Annotated in this window: 15 protein-coding genes; 10 read left to right on the top strand and 5 right to left on the bottom strand. The window is 68.7% G+C overall.

Going from position 1 to position 15,806, the window contains the following annotated elements; genetic code table 11:
- Positions 1-53 precede the first annotated feature (53 nt).
- Entirely contained in the window at positions 54-740 is a 687-nt protein-coding gene (lexA, locus tag ACX40P_RS06715; protein WP_459125551.1) for a transcriptional repressor LexA, read from the top strand.
- 69 nt (positions 741-809) lie between these two features.
- On the opposite strand, the gene ACX40P_RS06710 is transcribed toward lexA, so the two are convergent.
- Complete coding sequence (locus tag ACX40P_RS06710; protein WP_459125550.1) at positions 810-1,112, bottom strand: hypothetical protein; 303 nt, start codon at positions 1,110-1,112, stop codon at positions 810-812.
- Positions 1,037-2,923 (bottom strand): ComEC/Rec2 family competence protein, encoded by a 1,887-nt coding sequence (locus tag ACX40P_RS06705; protein WP_459125549.1) that lies wholly within the window; start codon positions 2,921-2,923, stop codon positions 1,037-1,039. Before ACX40P_RS06705 ends, ACX40P_RS06710 begins: the two co-directional genes overlap by 76 nt.
- A 58-nt stretch (positions 2,924-2,981) precedes the next feature.
- Between ACX40P_RS06705 and gltX the strand changes: the two genes are divergently transcribed.
- Genes gltX through ACX40P_RS06690 form a run of 3 tightly spaced genes read left to right on the top strand, consistent with a single transcriptional unit; the run spans position 2,982 to position 5,935 of the window.
- A complete protein-coding gene (gene gltX / locus ACX40P_RS06700) occupies positions 2,982-4,418 on the top strand; it encodes a glutamate--tRNA ligase (RefSeq protein WP_459125548.1) in 1,437 nt (478 codons plus the stop codon).
- A gap of 39 nt (positions 4,419-4,457) precedes the next feature.
- Positions 4,458-5,732: a citrate synthase gene (locus ACX40P_RS06695; RefSeq protein WP_459125547.1), complete on the top strand. Its 1,275-nt coding sequence runs from the start codon at positions 4,458-4,460 to the stop codon at positions 5,730-5,732.
- A gap of 5 nt (positions 5,733-5,737) precedes the next feature.
- Positions 5,738-5,935: a hypothetical protein gene (locus tag ACX40P_RS06690; protein ID WP_459125546.1), complete on the top strand. Its 198-nt coding sequence runs from the start codon at positions 5,738-5,740 to the stop codon at positions 5,933-5,935.
- Between the two features lie 4 nt (positions 5,936-5,939).
- Here ACX40P_RS06690 and ACX40P_RS06685 read toward each other — a convergent pair whose 3' ends face one another.
- Together ACX40P_RS06685 and tyrS are read right to left on the bottom strand one after the other, a co-directional pair.
- Complete coding sequence (locus tag ACX40P_RS06685; protein ID WP_459125545.1) at positions 5,940-6,251, bottom strand: PilZ domain-containing protein; 312 nt, start codon at positions 6,249-6,251, stop codon at positions 5,940-5,942.
- Between the two features lie 91 nt (positions 6,252-6,342).
- A complete protein-coding gene (gene tyrS / locus ACX40P_RS06680) occupies positions 6,343-7,572 on the bottom strand; it encodes a tyrosine--tRNA ligase (protein ID WP_459125544.1) in 1,230 nt (409 codons plus the stop codon).
- A 395-nt stretch (positions 7,573-7,967) separates the two neighbouring features.
- On the opposite strand from tyrS, the gene ACX40P_RS06675 reads away from it, so the two are divergent.
- The 5 genes from ACX40P_RS06675 to ACX40P_RS06655 are packed head-to-tail and all read left to right on the top strand — an operon-like array spanning position 7,968 to position 13,263.
- Positions 7,968-8,501, top strand: coding sequence for a DOMON-like domain-containing protein (locus ACX40P_RS06675; RefSeq protein ID WP_459125543.1), 534 nt, complete (start codon positions 7,968-7,970; stop codon positions 8,499-8,501).
- A 3-nt stretch (positions 8,502-8,504) separates the two neighbouring features.
- Positions 8,505-9,701: an exo-beta-N-acetylmuramidase NamZ family protein gene (locus ACX40P_RS06670; RefSeq protein ID WP_459125542.1), complete on the top strand. Its 1,197-nt coding sequence runs from the start codon at positions 8,505-8,507 to the stop codon at positions 9,699-9,701.
- 5 nt (positions 9,702-9,706) lie between these two features.
- Entirely contained in the window at positions 9,707-10,888 is a 1,182-nt protein-coding gene (locus tag ACX40P_RS06665; RefSeq protein ID WP_459125541.1) for a hypothetical protein, read from the top strand.
- A gap of 36 nt (positions 10,889-10,924) precedes the next feature.
- Positions 10,925-11,914, top strand: coding sequence for a DUF2336 domain-containing protein (locus ACX40P_RS06660; protein ID WP_459125540.1), 990 nt, complete (start codon positions 10,925-10,927; stop codon positions 11,912-11,914).
- Entirely contained in the window at positions 11,911-13,263 is a 1,353-nt protein-coding gene (locus ACX40P_RS06655; RefSeq protein ID WP_459125539.1) for a sensor histidine kinase, read from the top strand. Before ACX40P_RS06660 ends, ACX40P_RS06655 begins: the two co-directional genes overlap by 4 nt.
- A 23-nt stretch (positions 13,264-13,286) precedes the next feature.
- Here ACX40P_RS06655 and recG read toward each other — a convergent pair whose 3' ends face one another.
- Entirely contained in the window at positions 13,287-15,350 is a 2,064-nt protein-coding gene (gene recG / locus ACX40P_RS06650) for an ATP-dependent DNA helicase RecG (RefSeq protein WP_459125538.1), read from the bottom strand.
- Positions 15,351-15,530: 180 nt separating this feature from the next.
- On the opposite strand from recG, the gene ACX40P_RS06645 reads away from it, so the two are divergent.
- Complete coding sequence (locus ACX40P_RS06645) at positions 15,531-15,794, top strand: FAD assembly factor SdhE (protein WP_459125537.1); 264 nt, start codon at positions 15,531-15,533, stop codon at positions 15,792-15,794.
- The last annotated feature ends 12 nt before the right edge of the window (positions 15,795-15,806 follow it).

The following is a 15,806-nucleotide window of genomic DNA, read 5'->3' as shown; positions in this document are numbered from 1 at the left end:
GGTCGAGAACAATACATAAACGTTCGTTATCTGTTCCAGACGGAGGTCCGTCCATGCTAACGAAGAAGCAGCACGAGCTGATCTGCTTTATCGCCGATCGCCTCAACGAAACCGGCATCTCGCCATCGTTCGAGGAGATGAAGGAGGCGCTGGACCTCAAGTCGAAGTCTGGCGTCCATCGCCTGATTTCGGCGCTGGTCGAGCGCGGCTTCCTGCGTCGCCTCGCCAACCGTGCCCGCGCGCTCGAAGTCATCAAGATGCCCGAGCGGTCGGAGGCGAAGACGCCGCCGCACGTCTCAACTTCGTCAACATTCGCGGGTGCGAGCACGCCCGATCGTGCGCCGCCGTCGCCCGCAAACGACGTGATCGAGATCCCGCTGCACGGTCGCATCGCCGCCGGCGTGCCTATCGAGGCGATGGAGGGGGCGACGATGCTTCCCGTCCCCGCCGCGCTGCTCGGCTCGGGCGAGCATTATGCGCTGGAGGTGTCCGGCGATTCGATGGTCGAGAAGGGTATTCTCGATGGCGACTATGCCCTCATCCGCCGGACTGAGACGGCGCGTGATGGCGACATCGTCGTCGCGCTGATCGACGATCACGAGGCGACGTTGAAGACCTTCCACCGCGAAGGCGCGATGATCCGTCTCGACCCCGCCAATCGCAACTACGACCCGCAACGCTACGCCGCGCGGCAAGTACAGGTGCAGGGCAAGCTCGCAGGGCTGCTACGCCGGTATTGAAGCAGTTGCCCAAAACCCGGTTCGTGCTGAGCGAAGTCGAAGCACTTGGCAGGCACCGGCCACCGCAGTCTAGCGACGCCAATCGTTACCTTTGGGCGGCATCACGGTCGGCGGATGCTCCCAGGGATGGTCTCCCGCCCCATCGCCGACCGTCGTCACGCCGGGCGGTGAGAGCGTCAGGCTGACCCCGCCCGACCGACGCAGGAACCGCCGGTCGATCTTCAACCAGCGGGGCGCACACGCCCGCGGCAAGTTGCGCTCGCTGACGACGATATCGACTGTTCGGCACAGGCGGATCAGCGGCAGCGCATCGACCAGATACCCGCTGCGCGTCGCCAGCAGGCGGGTGCTTCGCCGAAGCGGACCAGGCACAAATCCGAGTTGCACCGGGCGCCCGACATGTCGTCGATCGCGGGCAACTCCCCGTCCACCCCGCCACCCTCAGCCAGCAGGTCGCGAACATAGTTCCCGGCCCGCTCGCGCAGCAACGCCATGCCCCCATCCGGCATCCGCACCGCCAGATGCCGTCCGTCACCGGTCACGATCAGGTCCGGCGCCGGCGTCGCCAACGCCCACATCGCTCCGATAAGCACCGGCACGCCGCCCCACCACCGCGCCCGCGTCCGCCACAACGCGATCCAAAGCCCCCCACCCACCATCAGCCCGAACGCCCCCCGCGGCATCGCCGGCAGCGCCGCCACCGCTCCCGGTGCCGCCGCGGTCGTCCGTGCGATCGCCAGCAACAGCCCCAGCGCCTTTCCCGCCAGCCACCACAAGGGGGCGCCCAGCCCAACCCCGTCGAGCAGCAATGCCCCCGCCTCCAAGGGCATGATGACGAAGGTCGTCAGCGGAATGGCGACGATATTGGCGAGCGCGCCGTAGGCCCCTGCCTTGTGGAAGTGAAAAAGTCCGATCGGCACCAGTGCCAGCTCGACGACGATGCCGGTCGCCAGCAGCACCATCAGCCCGCGCGCCGTCCGCGCCGCCCACCCCTCGTCCCGCACTCCGAACCACCGCCGCCCCGCCGCACTTTCATGCAGCGCGACGATCGCACTGACGGCGGCAAACGACAGCTGGAAGCTCGCGCCCACCACAGCCTCGGGCCACAGCACCAGCACCACCAGCGCCCCGACCGCGACGAGCCGCAGCGTCACCGCTTCCCGCCCCATCGCCAGCGCGGCGAGCACCAGCAGCGCGGCGACGCAGCTGCGGATCGTCGGCACCTCGCCGCCGGTCAGCCAGGTGTAACCGACCGCCGCTAAGGCCCCGACGCCGGCGGCGAGCAACGGCAGCCGCAGGTTTAGCGCCGCCCACGGGCTGAGCGCCAGCAGCCGCAGCGCCACGAACATCGCCGCGCCGACGACCGCGGTGATGTGCAGCCCGCTGACCGACAGGAGATGCGCCAGTCCCGACCGCCGCATCGCCTCGGCATCGTCTTCGGGAATGGCGCCCTGATCGCCGGTCGCCAAGCTGGCCGCCACCGCGCCCTCCGCCCCGGCAAGCCGTGAGCGGATGTGGCTCGACAGCCGCACTCGCAGATCGCTCCGTCCCGCGTCGCCCGGCGCGATCACCTCGACCGGCGCGAACCCCCGTCCGGTCGCCCCCAACCCGCCGAACCACGCGACCCGCGTGAAGTCGTGCGCCCCCGGCACCGCCGCCGGCGCGGGCGGCATCAGCCGCGCCCGCAGCCGGATCGTCGCACCTGCGGCCAGCCCGGCGGGCACGTCGCGTTCGGCCAGATTGACGCGGATCCGCGGCGGCAGCCCCGCCGCCCCAACCGGCGCCAGCCGCAACCGCACCAGTTCGCGCGCCGCCAGAGGCTCGATCCGCTCCACCCGCGCGATGAATGCCACGATCGCCGGTCGCGCCAGCACCGGTGCCGCCACGCGCTCCGCCCGCCACCACGTCGCGCCCGTGCCGAGCGCAACGGCAATCCCGGCGATCGTCATCGCTCGACCGGCGCGGCCACCCGGTGCAAGCGCCGCCCCGGCCACAGCAACGGCTAAACTCGCCAGCAGCACCGCGATCCAGGCGCCCTGATCCGGCAGCACGAACCATGCGGCGATCCCCGCACCAAACGCGACCGGTATCCAAAGCGGCAGCTGATCGCGCTCGGCCTCCAGCCATGCCTCGATCGACCACGGACGCCATGCGCCCATGATTTGAAGCGGGGCAAACGCCATGCTAGTGCGCGCAGCGGCTGAAACGGCCATCCTGTCTCGATCCTGGGAGCATGTGCGCTTGAGCGCAACCACCGAAACCGACGCATCCGCGCACGGTGCCAACGCCGCTGTTGTCACGCGCTTCGCGCCGTCGCCGACCGGCTATCTGCACATCGGCAATGCCCGCACCGGCATGTTCGCCTGGCTCTATGCCCGCCATCATGGCGGCCGCGCGCTGCTGCGGATCGAGGATACCGACAAGGCGCGGTCGACGAAGGACGCGATCGACGTGATCTTCGACGGTCTCGACTGGCTGGGCCTCGACTGGGATGGCGAGCCCGTGTTCCAGTCGACACGTGCCGGCAGACATGCCGAAGTGGTCGATGAATTGCTGGCCGCCGGTCGCGCCTATCGCTGTTACATGACGCAGGCCGAACTGGCGGAAGCGCGAGCCGCCGCCGAGGCCGAGCGCCGTCCGTTCCGCCTGCAGTCGCCGTGGCGCGACGCCGACCCCGCAACCGCGCCCGCCGACCAGCCGTTCGTCGTCAGGATCAGGGCCGAGCGCGAGGGCGAGACGGTGATTGAGGATCTGGTGCAGGGCCGCGTCGCCGTCGCCAATGCCGAGCTGGACGATATGGTCCTGCTGCGCTCGGACGGCACGCCGACGTATATGCTCGCGGTCGTGGTCGACGATCACGACATGGGGGTGACGCACGTCATCCGCGGCGACGACCATCTGAACAACGCGTTCCGCCAGCTGCCGATCATCCGCGCGATGGGATGGGCCGAGCCGGTCTATGCCCACATCCCGCTGATCCACGGTGGCGACGGCGGCAAGCTCTCGAAGCGGCACGGCGCACTGGGCGTCGATGCCTATCGCGACGAGATGGGCATCCTGCCCGAAGCTCTGTTCAACTATCTGCTGCGTCTCGGCTGGGGACATGGCGACGACGAAGTCATCTCGAAGGCGCAGGCGATCGAATGGTTCGACCTCGACGGCGTCGGCAAATCACCAGCGCGGTTCGATTCTAAGAAGCTGGAGAACCTGAACGGTCAGTACATCCGCGCCGCCGACGACGCACGCCTGGCCGATCTGGTCGTGCCGCACCTGGGCTTCGAACTGACCGACGATCAGCGCGCGGCGCTCGTCCGGGCGATGGCGTCGCTGAAGCCGCGGGCGGCGAGCATCCTCGAACTAGCGGACGGCGCGGGCTTCCTGTTCCGCCAGCGGCCGATCCCGATCGACGAAGCCGCCGCTGCGTTGCTGGCGGGAGACGCCCCCGCGCTACTGGCCCGCCTGCACGCCGCTCTTGACGCGGTGCACAAGTGGGATACGGAGGCGCTCGAAACGGCGGTACGCGAGGTCGCCGAGACGGCGGGCGTCAAGCTCGGCGCGGTGGCACAGCCGCTACGCGCCGCGCTCGTCGGTCGGAAGACCTCGCCCGGAATCTTCGACGTGCTCGACCTGCTCGGGCGCGACGAGAGCCTGGGACGGATCGCCGACCAGATGGCCTGAGCGCGGCTGCGCTCGACGGCAGATGTGAAAGGACCAGCAATGACCGACACCAATGTAACCATCGGCGACGGCGAATATTCGGTCCTCTCGGGCAGCGTCGGCCCGGACGTGATCGACATCCGCAAGCTGTATGCGAAGACGGGTATGTTCACCTACGACCCGGGCTTCACCAGCACCGCGTCGTGCGAATCCGGGCTGACCTACATCGACGGCGACGAGGGCATCCTGCTCCATCGCGGTTATCCGATCGGCGAGCTGGCCGAACAGTCGAGCTTCATGGAGGTCAGCTACCTCCTGCTGAACGGCGAACTGCCGTCGAAGGCCGAGCTGGACAAGTTCGCCCATACGATCAGCCGGCACACGATGCTGCACGAGCAGCTCGCGACCTTCTATCGCGGGTTCCGCCGCGACGCGCATCCGATGGCGATCATGTGCGGCGTCGTCGGTGCCTTGAGCGCCTTTTATCACGACTCGACCGACATCACCGATCCGCGCCAGCGGATGATCGCGTCGCACCGGCTGATCGCCAAGATGCCGACGATCGCGGCGATGGCGTATAAGTATTCGGTCGGACAGCCGTTTCTCTACCCCGACAACAACCTGAGCTACACCGGCAACTTCCTGCGCATGACGTTCGGCGTCCCGGCCGAGGAATATGTCGTCAATCCGGTGGTCGAGAAGGCGCTGGACCGCATTTTCATCCTGCACGCCGATCATGAGCAGAACGCGTCGACCTCGACCGTCCGGCTTGCGGGCTCGTCGGGGGCGAACCCGTTCGCGTGCATCGCGGCAGGTATCGCCTGCCTGTGGGGCCCGGCGCATGGCGGCGCTAACGAGGCGGCGCTGAACATGCTGCGCGAGATCGGCACGCCGGATAAGATTCCGGAATATATCGCCCGCGCCAAGGACAAGAACGATCCGTTCCGCCTGATGGGCTTCGGGCACCGCGTCTATAAGAACTACGACCCGCGGGCGACCGTGATGCAGCAGACGGTGCGTGAGGTGTTCGCCAGCCTGAACGTTTCCGATCCGGTGTTCGAGACGGCGCTGCAGCTGGAAGAGATCGCGCTGAAGGATCCGTATTTCGTCGAGAAGAAGCTGTTCCCGAACGTCGACTTCTATTCGGGCGTCATCCTGTCGGCGATTGGGTTCCCGACGACGATGTTCACCGTGCTGTTCGCGCTGGCCCGGACGGTCGGCTGGGTGGCGCAGTGGAACGAGATGATCTCCGACCCCGAGCAGAAGATCGGCCGTCCGCGTCAGCTCTACACCGGGCCGACCGAGCGGCACTATACGCCCATCGGCGAGCGCTGAGCGGCATGATCCGCGGCATTCTCATCGTCGTCGGGCTCGCCGCGGCGGCGATGGGGCTGCTGTGGATCGGTCAGGGGCTCGGCTACATCCGCTGGCCGCAGTCGAGCTTCATGATCGACCAAAGCGTGTGGATCGACCGCGGTGCGATCCTGGCGGTCGCCGGTCTCGCGATCGTGCTGCTCGTCCGGCGGGTTCGCCGCTGAGACTTCAGCGCGATATGGTCCCGAGCATCCGGCGATAGTCGGGCGGCGGCACGGCGCGTTCGAATGCGCAGCCGATACGGCCACCCAGCGCCCATTTCACCTCCGCCAGTCGCGCACCGATCGCCGGCAACGTGATCCGCAGCGCATCGCCGGGTGTGAGCTCCGAGTCGCAGCGTGCCATGAAGCCGCCGGCCGACACGTTCACGACCACGAGTTGCAGCCACTCCCCATTCGCCATGATAGCGCGCGCGCGGTGATGGACGTCGTCTCGCACATCCCTGCGCAGCTCGGCATAGGCCAGATTGTCGTACGCCATCATCCGCTCCCGTTCACAGGCACGTTGACTACGACCGAGGGACTGAAAAATCCTTGTATGAAAACCGGTTAGCGGATCGTTTGCTATTATGTCAGGGCTGCAGCAGACCGTGATGCTTCTTGCCCGCGGATAATCGAACCGGAGCCGAAACGAGAATCATCGTACTTTCATCGGCGACCTTCTCGCCATCGACCCGCGCACCGCCGCCGGCGACGAGACGCCGCGCCTCGCCCTTGGAGGCGGCGAAGCCCAGACCGATCAGTGCGTCGACGATGCCGATGCGGCCCCCGGCGACGCTGAGCGTCGGCAGGGTGGCGCCCGATGCGCCCTCCTCGAATGTACGGCGCGCGGTCTCCGCCGCCTCGTCTGCGGCCGGCCGGCCGCGGCACAGCGCGGTGGCCTCGGTCGCCAGGATCTTCTTCGCCTCGTTGATCTCGGCCCCCTCGAGCGATTCGAGGCGGGCGATCTCGTCGAGGGGCAGGTCGGTGAACAGGCGCAGGAAGCGGCCGACGTCGCGATCGTCGGTGTTGCGCCAGAACTGCCAGTAATCGAAGTGCGGCAGCTGATCCTCGTGCAGCCACACCGCGCCGGCGACGGTCTTGCCCATCTTCTCGCCCGACGCGGTCGTCAGCAGCGGCGTCGTGACGCCGAAGACCTCGATCCCGTCCATGCGGCGGGCAAGCTCGACGCCGTTGACGATATTCCCCCACTGGTCGCTGCCGCCCATCTGCAACCGGCACGCCTGGCGCACCGCCAGCTCGCGAAAGTCGTAGGCTTGCAGGATCATGTAATTGAATTCGAGGAAGCTGAGCGATTGTTCGCGGTCGAGCCGCAGCTTCACGCTGTCGAAGCCGAGCATGCGGTTGACCGAGAAATGCCGCCCGACCTCCCGCAGGAACGGGATGTATTCCAGCGCGTCGAGCCACTGGGCATTGTCGAGCATGATCGCGTCGGTCGGCCCGTCGCCGAAGGTCAGGAAACGGTCGAAGATGCGCCGGATCGAGGCGACATTGTCGGCGATGCGATCGGTGGTCAGAAGCTGGCGCGCCTCCTCCTTGAACGACGGGTCGCCGATCTTGCCGGTGCCGCCGCCCATCAGCACGATCGGCTTGTGCCCCGCCTGTTGCAGGCGGCGCAGCAGCATGATCTGAACGAGGCTGCCGACGTGCAGCGACGGCGCGGTCGGATCGAAACCGATATAGCCCGGCACCACCGCCTTCGCCGCCAGCGCGTCGAGCGCCCCGGCATCGGTCATCTGATGGACATAGCCGCGCTCGATCAGGGTGCGCAGCAGGCTGGATTGGAAGTTGAGATCGGTCATGACAGCGTGGCGCTTAGCGGGGGGCGCAAGGGTTGCGCAAGCGAGGGGCCGGTGGGTGGGGGAAGCAGCGCTCCGATAGTCTTGAGCGACTTTGGCGGAAAGCATCCGCCGGTGCTGCCACGCAGGCGGGAGTTCAGAGTTGCGAAGCCCGGCGCTTGTCGCCCTGGGCTCCCGCCTTCGCGGGAGCACGGTGTGCTTGGAATCAGCGTCAAAGTCACGGACATGCGCTGCATTCGTCCCCTGTTGTATCTTTTGGCTCTTTTGCCGAAGCCGCTTTGCTAGGCCTCTGCTCAACGTCTGGATCACTTAGCAGCATGAAGCAGATCGCAACGATGTAGGACACAGGGTTCACGTTCGCGCTTTCCTCTCGGCGTCGCCAGCGCCACAACGCTGGCATGCCACTCACGCTAAAGCCCCATCCAGACACACCGACGCAGAGCATCGCCGGCATATCGGTGGAGTGGACCGCGACCGATGGCGACGACGTGCTGCTGACGTTCCGCATCGCAGGGGCGGATTCAGTGGTGGTCCCTCCCCCCGCCCCGCCCGCGCGGACCGACGAGCTTTGGCGGACGACCTGCGCGGAGCTCTTCTGGCGCGGGGACGGCGCGGCGGGGTATCGGGAGTTCAACCTGTCGCCGTCGGGCGAATGGGCAGCCTATGATTTCGACGCATACCGCACCGGCATGCGCGATGCCCCTCAGGCGGTGCCGCCGCATGTCGATGTCAGGCGAAATGGCAACGACGTGATACTCACGGCTGATGTCGACCTGTCCGGCCTGCCCCCCGGCGGGGCGTCGGTCGGACTGTCGATGGTCATCACACACCATGACGGCGCCCGATCCTATTGGGCGCTCGCCCACCCGCCCGGCGCGCCCGATTTCCATCATCCCGATTGCTTTGCGATGAAAGTCCCGGCAACCGATTGACCGATGAAATTCGGTATCGATCGCCTGTTGTCCGACCCCGCGCTGCTCGACCAGTTGAGCGGCAAGCGGGTCGCGCTGCTTGCCCATCCCGCGTCGGTGACGGCGGACCTGACCCATTCGCTTGACGCGCTGGTCGCCGCCGGCGTCAACGTGACCGCGGCGTTCGGGCCGCAGCACGGGCTGCGCGGCGACAAGCAGGACAATATGGTCGAGTCACCCGACTTCGACGATCCCGTCCACGGCGTGCCCGTCTTCTCGCTCTATGGCGAGGTACGGCGGCCGACCGGCCAGTCGATGGGGACGTTCGACGTGCTGCTGGTCGACATGCAGGATCTCGGCTGTCGCATCTACACCTTCATCACCACCCTGCTCTACGTGCTCGAAGCCGCTGCCGAGCATGGCAAGGAGGTCTGGGTGCTCGATCGCCCCAACCCCGCCGGCCGGCCGGTCGAGGGGCTGACGCTGCTGGCCGGATGGGAGAGCTTCGTCGGCGCCGGGCCGATGCCGATGCGGCATGGGCTGACGCTGGGCGAGATGGCCTTGTGGTTCGTCAAGCAGTTCGCGCTGGACGTCGACTGCCGCGTCGTGACGATGGAGGGCTATGATCCCGCCGCCGCGCCGGGTCACGGCTGGCCCGACGAGCGCATCTGGATCAACCCCAGCCCGAATGCGCCCAATCTCAACATGGCGCGCGCCTATGCCGGCACGGTGATGCTGGAGGGGACGACGCTGAGCGAGGGGCGCGGGACGACGCGGCCTCTGGAGATCTTCGGCGCGCCCGATATCGATGCGCGCGCGGTGATCGCGCGCATGCAGCGGATCGCGCCCGAGTGGCTGGCGGGATGCGCACTGCGGCCGATCAGTTTCGAGCCGACCTTCCACAAGCATGTCGGCCAGCTGTGCCACGGCGTCCACATCCATGCCGAGGAGCCGGTGTACGATCACGACGCGTTCCGGCCGTGGCGGGTCCAGGCGCTGGCGTTCAAGGCGATCCGCGCGCTGTATCCCGATTATCCGCTGTGGCGCGATTTTCCGTACGAATATGAGTTCGGCAAGCTGGCGATCGACGTCATCAACGGCGGGCCAGGCCTGCGCCTATGGGTCGACGATGCGAATGCGCTGCCGGCCGATCTCGACGCGCCGGCGCGGGCCGACGAGGCGGCGTGGATCGCGGTGCGCGCGCCCTTCCTGCTCTACTGACGCCAATGCTGTCCGGCCTGATCTTCGCGACGGAGGATGCTGACGATCGCCCCGACACGCTGGCGGCGACGTTGCCGTTCGGGGGCAGCACGCTGATCGAATATCAGGCGCGGCTGCTGGCGGCGGTCGGCGTCGGTCACGTGCTGGTCGCGGTCTCCCGCACGACGCCCGCATTACTGGGGGCGACGAGCCGGATCGCCGCGCGCGGGATGACGGTCGATGTCGTCCGATCGGCCGAGGACGCCGCGGCGAAGGTCCATCCGCTGGCGCAGGTGATCGTGGTGGCGGACGGTCTGGTCACCACCGATGCGGTCATCGAATGGATGGCGTCGGGGCATCAGGAGGTGCTGCTGGTCACGCGCGATGGCGATGTCGAAGCGGGCGGCAGCGTCGAGCGGGTCGACTCGGCACATCTGTGGGCTGGACTCGCCCGCGTACCGGCCCGGCGGCTAGCCGAGGTCGCGACGATGCCGGCGGATTATGATTTTCAGTCGACACTCCTGCGCCACAGCGTGCAGGCGGGCGCCGAACACTTGCTGCTACCCGCCGCCACCGCGCGGACGCGGCACGGCGTCGAGCGCGACGGCGGTGCGCTGCTGCAACGATCGAGGTCGGTGCTGGCGGCGTTGGGGGATCGGCGGACGGCGTGGGTCGACCGCTATCTGTTCACCCCGGTGACGGGATGGACGCTGCCGCAGCTGGTCGCGCGCGGGATCGCCGGTTGGGGACTGATCGTCGCGGCGGTCGCAGCGATCGCGGGTACGGTAGCGTTTTATGCGCTAGCGATGCCGTCGCTGGCGCTGGTGCTGACGATCGTCGCGATCTCGGTGCTGTCGACCGGATCGATGCTCAGTTGGCTGCGCGGCGAGGATCGCGCGGCACGGTTTCAGGAGCGCGCGATCCCTGCATTGGCCGCGCTGTCGGCGCTGGCGCTGGGCGTGTGGAGCCTGCGCGCGAGCGGGGCGGCAACGGGGCTCGCGCTGGCGCTGTGCGGGATCGCGGCGGTGGTCCTGGCGGATCGCGTGCCGGCGCCGCGCCGGCGGTGGTCGGGCACGCCCGCCGCCTATCCGCTGGTACTGCTGCTGCCGACGCTGGCGGGCAGCGCGACGATCGGGCTGGCGCTGGCGACCGCCTACGCCTTTCTGACGCTCGGTTCGGGGATCGAAGCTGTGCGCGAAGAGGCTTAGGAGCGTCTTAACGACGTTTGCGTTAGATCAAAGCCGATGCCTCACCTCGCCCAATTGCCGCCCGACGTGCGCGCCCTGCTCGACCGCGCCGCGGTCGGGCGCGCGCGCCCGCGCGATGCGGTGGCGGCGGCGGTGCAGGCGGTGTTTCCCGACAGCGACGACCGGACCCGCGCGGTGGTGGCGGCTGGGTTCCGCAGCGCCTGCACGACGTTGGAGCGCGCGATTGCCGAACGGGTGACGCCGGTAGCCGAGACGCTGGCGGCGGCGGGCACCCTGCGCATCGGCGGATTGGGGGATGAGCTGTTGGCGCGCGCGCGGCTAGACCGCATCGCCGATGCGCTGCCGTTCGATGCGGGTGCCGATGCGGCAAGCCCAAGCCTGCTCGTCCGGCTGGCGCACAGCAGCGACACCGCAGTCGCGCGGGCGGCCGGCGGCTTGCTGGCTGCGGAGAGCCGACGACAGAGTGACGGCGGCGTGGGGATCGATCTCCCCGCCGCGCAGCATGCGATGCTGGCGTGGCGAGTCGCTGCGGCGCTGCGTCGCGAAGGCGACGATGCGTTCGACCGTGTGCTGGCCGATAACGTCGCGCGTGCGATCGCCGCGCTTGACGATGGCGCGCGGGTCGAGACGACGGCGATGCGGCTGGTGACGCTGATCGACGCACGCCCGGACGAATTGCCCGCGCTGATCGGGGAGGCGCTGAGCGACCGGCGGCCGGCGTTGCTGGCGGCGTTGCTCGCCCATGCGCTGGGGGTGACATATGAGGCGGCGCGCGGCCTGCTGACCGAGCCGGCGGATGCGCGGCTGGGGCTGGCGCTGCGCGCGCTGGACCTGCCGCGGGAGACGATCGCGCGGACCGGGCTGTTGCTGGTCGAGACCGATCCGGCGGGCGACGTTGACGGTTTCGGCGAGACGCTCGACGCGTTGATGCGTCTGCCGGCCGCAGTGGCCGCGGCGGCGATCGCGCCGCTGGCGCTGCCGCCCGAATATCGCGCCGCCATAGCCGCAATCGAGCGTGCGCGATGAGCCCGCTCGACGATGATCTGCTGCCCGGCTTCGCGCGGACCGATGGCGATGGGCGACTGGTCGAGGCCGATCCGCGACTGATCGATCTGGTGCGGCGCGCCGGTGGCGAGGGGATCGGCGCGGAACTGCCGCTGCCCGCACTAGCGGCGCTGGAGCGGCTGGCGCGGCGGCTGGGAATCGCGGTCGCGCGCAGCATCACGGTCGCCGATGGCGACGAGCAGATCGCGCTGGACGTGCGCATCGAGCCCGCGGCGGGCGGCGCGACGCTGGCGATCGGTGGATGGGGGTTCCGCCCCGGCTGGCGGCTGGAGGGCGGGCGCGGCGATCGCGACTTCCTGACCGCGGGCGCCGACTGGACGTGGGAGGTGGACGCCGCGCTGCACATCACCCGCCTGTCGAGCGAGGCGGGCGAGCGTGCCGGGTTCGACGCCGCGGCGATGCTCGGGCGACCCCTCGTCGCGCTGTTCGCGTTCGACGACGCGGCCGATGGTTTTCCGATCCTTGGCGCGGTAGCGGCGCGACAGCGGTTCGACCGGCAGGCGGCGCGGGTGCGCGCCAGCGGGCGGCGCGTGCAGCTGTCGGCACGGCCGCAGATCGATTCACGCGGGCGCTTCGCGGGCTTCGTCGGCGGGGCGGAGATGATCGACGGCGTCGATGCGGTGCCGGTCGACGACGTGTTCGCCGATGGCTTCGGCGAACGGCTCGACGCCGCACTGCGCACGCCGCTTCACCGCATCATCGCGCATGCCGGCCAAATGAGCGCCGAGGTCGATGGCCCGCTGGGGGAGAACTACACCGGCTACGCCGACGACATCGCCTCGGCGGGTCGTCATCTGCTGGGGCTGGTCGACGATCTCGTCGATCTGGAGGCGGTCGAGCGGCCGGACTTCGCGTTGCGCGCCGAGCCGATCGATCTTGCCGACGTGGCACGGCGCGCGGCCGGGCTGCTGGCGGTGCGCGCGGGCGACCGGGCGGTGCGGATCGACCGGCCGGCGCTGGACGAATATCTGCCCGCCAGCGGCGATTTCCGCCGCGCGTTGCAGGTGCTGGTCAATCTGATCGGCAACGCGGTGCGCTATTCGCCGGGCGAAAGCATGGTTTGGGTGCGCGTCGAAAGCGATGGCGACCGCGCCTGCGTCATCGTCGCCGACCAGGGCCGCGGCATCGCACCACAGGACCATGAGCTCGTCTTCGAGAAGTTCGGCCGCGTCGATGCACAGGAAGCGGGCGGTAGCGGCCTCGGCCTCTACATCTCGCGCCGGCTGGCACGGGCGATGGGGGGCGACCTGACGCTCGACAGCGCGCCGGGTCAGGGTGCGCGGTTCGTCTTCACGCTGCCGGCGCGGTAGTCGTTATCTCGCGGGGCCTTGCCCTACCCCGACCGCAGCAGCGATACCGCCGCATCCCGTTCGAACAGATAGAGCGCCGTTCGCGCCGTCTGCCCCCGCGCCCCGGCCAGACCACCGTCACGATCCACAAGCAGGCGGGCGTCGTCCGTTGCCTCCGCCAGCAGGCCCGCCATCATGTCGGGCGTGGCCAGGCGAAAGGCCATCTCTCCTGACTGGCGCGTGCCGAGCAGCTCGCCCGCCCCGCGCAAGCGCAGATCCTCCTCCGCGATGCGGAAGCCGTCGGTCGTCTCCCGCATCAGGCCGAGGCGCGCGCGCGCCGTTTCGCTCAGCCCTTGCCCGCGCAAGAGCAGACAGACCGAGCGCCCCCCGCCCCGCCCGACGCGGCCGCGCAGCTGGTGGAGCTGGGCGAGGCCGAAGCGGTCGGCGTGTTCGATGACGATCAGCGTGGCGTTGGGCACGTCCACGCCAACCTCGATCACCGTCGTCGCGACCAGCACGCCGGCTGCGCCACTGGCGAAGCGGGCCATCACAGCATCCTTTTCCGCCCCCTTCATTCGGCCGTGAACCAGCGCGACGCGGTCGCCGAAACGCTGCGAGAGCGCGAACGCGCGCGCCTCGGCGGCGGCCAGGTCGGACTTCTCGCTCTCCTCGACCAGCGGGCAGACCCAATAGGCCTGCCCGCCGGTGCTAAGGTGGCGGGCAAGCGAATCGACGATCTCGTCGAGACGATCGTCGGAGATGACGCGCGTCTCGATCGGTTCGCGCCCGGGCGGCATCTCGTCCAGCCGGCTCACGTCCATCTCGCCATACTGCGCGAGGGTCAGCGTGCGCGGGATCGGGGTCGCGGTCATGACCAGCAAATGCGGCGGCCGCTCGGCCTTCGCCTGCAACATCATCCGCTGCGCCACACCGAAACGATGCTGTTCGTCGACGACCGCGAGGCCGAGCCGCTTGTAGGCGACGGCCTCCTGAAAGATCGCGTGGGTGCCGATCAGGATGTCGATCTCGCCCGAACCGACCCCCATCAGCGTCGATTCGCGCACCCGGCCCTTGTCGCGCCCGGTGAGGATGCCGACGCGGACCGGCAGGCCGGCGAGCGTGCGCGACAGCGTCTCGAAATGCTGGCGCGCGAGGATTTCCGTCGGCGCCAGCAACGCCCCCTGCGCCCCCGCCTCCACCGCGATCAGCAGCGCCACCAGCGCGACCAAAGTCTTGCCCGAACCGACGTCGCCTTGGAGCAGACGGAGCATCGGCTGGACCTGCGCCATGTCGCCCTCGATCTCGGCGATCGTGCGGGATTGCGCCCCCGTCGGCGAATAGGGCAGGCGCAACGCATCGCGTAGCCGCCCGTCGCCGGCCAGCGGCACCCCCCGCTTCGACCGCGCCTCACCCCGCACCAGCATCAGTGCGAGCTGGTTGGCAAACACCTCGTCATAGGCGAGTCGCGCCCGCGCCGCCGCATCGGACGGATCGGCATGGATACGCGTCAGCGCCGGCTTCCAGTCGGGCCAGTCGTGCTTCGCCTTCAGGCTGGGCTCGATCCACTCAGGCAGTTCGGGCGCCCGCTCAACCGCCTGCGCAGCGAGTGCGGCGACGCGGCGCGAGGTCAGCCCCTCGGACAGAGGATAGATCGCCTCGCGCCCCGTCCCCTCCGGCGCCTCGTCCAGCGGCACGGCATAGTCGGGGTGGACGATCTGCAACTCCTCGCCATACGCATCGAGTCGGCCCGACACGCGGCGCGGTTCGTTCAGCGGGAGCAGCTTCTTCACCCAGCCGCTCGACCCGCCGAAATAGACGAGGCTGACGCCGTTGCCGGCGCCATCGATCGCTTGCACCCGCGACGGGCTGCGCGGGCTGCCGCCGCTGCGGTGTGCGGTCGGGGTCAGCGTGATGGCGATCGTCCGCCCGACATCGGCCGCGTCGAGCGTCTCGCGCGGCACGCGATCGATCCAGCCGGTCGGCAGATGGAAGGCGACGTCGACCACCCGCCCGATCCTCAACCGCTCCAGCGGCTTGGCGAGACCAGGCCCCACGCCCTTCAGCGATGTGATCTCGGCGAACAGCGGGTTGAGGATATCGGGACGCATGGTATCTGAAACGCTCCCTACCCCGTTCGGGCTGAGCTTGTCGAAGCCCTGCCTTTCCTTTTTGTATCGAGAAGAAGGAAGTACAGGGCTTCGACAGGCTCAGCCTGAACGGGGACGGGCCCGCTCTCCTGAACCGGTCGTCAATTTTGCGGCGCCCGGTACTTGCTGTTGGGATACGACATGGATCGCGAAACTCGCCTGAAACGCCTGCGCTTCCGCAGTTGGCACCGCGGCACGAAGGAGGCCGATCTGATGATCGGCGGCTATTTCGACGCGGCATCCGCCGGCTGGTCGGACGACGAAATTGCGTGGTTCGAGGCGTTTCTGGAGGAGCAGGACGTCGATATCATGGCGTGGGCGATGGGCACGCAAGCTGTCCCTGAGCGTTGGCAGGGGCCGGTGCTGGCCGCGATGACGAAGCTGGATTTCGTGCCGGTGCATTAAACTTCTCCCCTC

The organism is Sphingomonas sp. RS2018, assembly GCF_054489605.1.
This window is presented reverse-complemented; position numbering and strand designations above follow the sequence as displayed.

What these genes read in the sequence shown, in the direction of transcription:
- lexA (WP_459125551.1), top strand. Translation starts at nt 54, where the DNA reads ATGCTAACGAAGAAGCAGCACGAGCTGATCTGCTTTATCGCCGATCGC.
- ACX40P_RS06705 (WP_459125549.1), bottom strand. Translation starts at nt 2,923, where the DNA reads ATGGCGTTTGCCCCGCTTCAAATCATGGGCGCATGGCGTCCGTGGTCG.
- ACX40P_RS06695 (WP_459125547.1), top strand. Translation starts at nt 4,458, where the DNA reads ATGACCGACACCAATGTAACCATCGGCGACGGCGAATATTCGGTCCTC.
- ACX40P_RS06690 (WP_459125546.1), top strand. Translation starts at nt 5,738, where the DNA reads ATGATCCGCGGCATTCTCATCGTCGTCGGGCTCGCCGCGGCGGCGATG.
- ACX40P_RS06685 (WP_459125545.1), bottom strand. Translation starts at nt 6,251, where the DNA reads ATGGCGTACGACAATCTGGCCTATGCCGAGCTGCGCAGGGATGTGCGA.
- tyrS (WP_459125544.1), bottom strand. Translation starts at nt 7,572, where the DNA reads ATGACCGATCTCAACTTCCAATCCAGCCTGCTGCGCACCCTGATCGAG.
- ACX40P_RS06675 (WP_459125543.1), top strand. Translation starts at nt 7,968, where the DNA reads ATGCCACTCACGCTAAAGCCCCATCCAGACACACCGACGCAGAGCATC.
- ACX40P_RS06670 (WP_459125542.1), top strand. Translation starts at nt 8,505, where the DNA reads ATGAAATTCGGTATCGATCGCCTGTTGTCCGACCCCGCGCTGCTCGAC.
- ACX40P_RS06665 (WP_459125541.1), top strand. Translation starts at nt 9,707, where the DNA reads ATGCTGTCCGGCCTGATCTTCGCGACGGAGGATGCTGACGATCGCCCC.
- ACX40P_RS06660 (WP_459125540.1), top strand. Translation starts at nt 10,925, where the DNA reads ATGCCTCACCTCGCCCAATTGCCGCCCGACGTGCGCGCCCTGCTCGAC.
- ACX40P_RS06655 (WP_459125539.1), top strand. Translation starts at nt 11,911, where the DNA reads ATGAGCCCGCTCGACGATGATCTGCTGCCCGGCTTCGCGCGGACCGAT.
- recG (WP_459125538.1), bottom strand. Translation starts at nt 15,350, where the DNA reads ATGCGTCCCGATATCCTCAACCCGCTGTTCGCCGAGATCACATCGCTG.
- ACX40P_RS06645 (WP_459125537.1), top strand. Translation starts at nt 15,531, where the DNA reads ATGGATCGCGAAACTCGCCTGAAACGCCTGCGCTTCCGCAGTTGGCAC.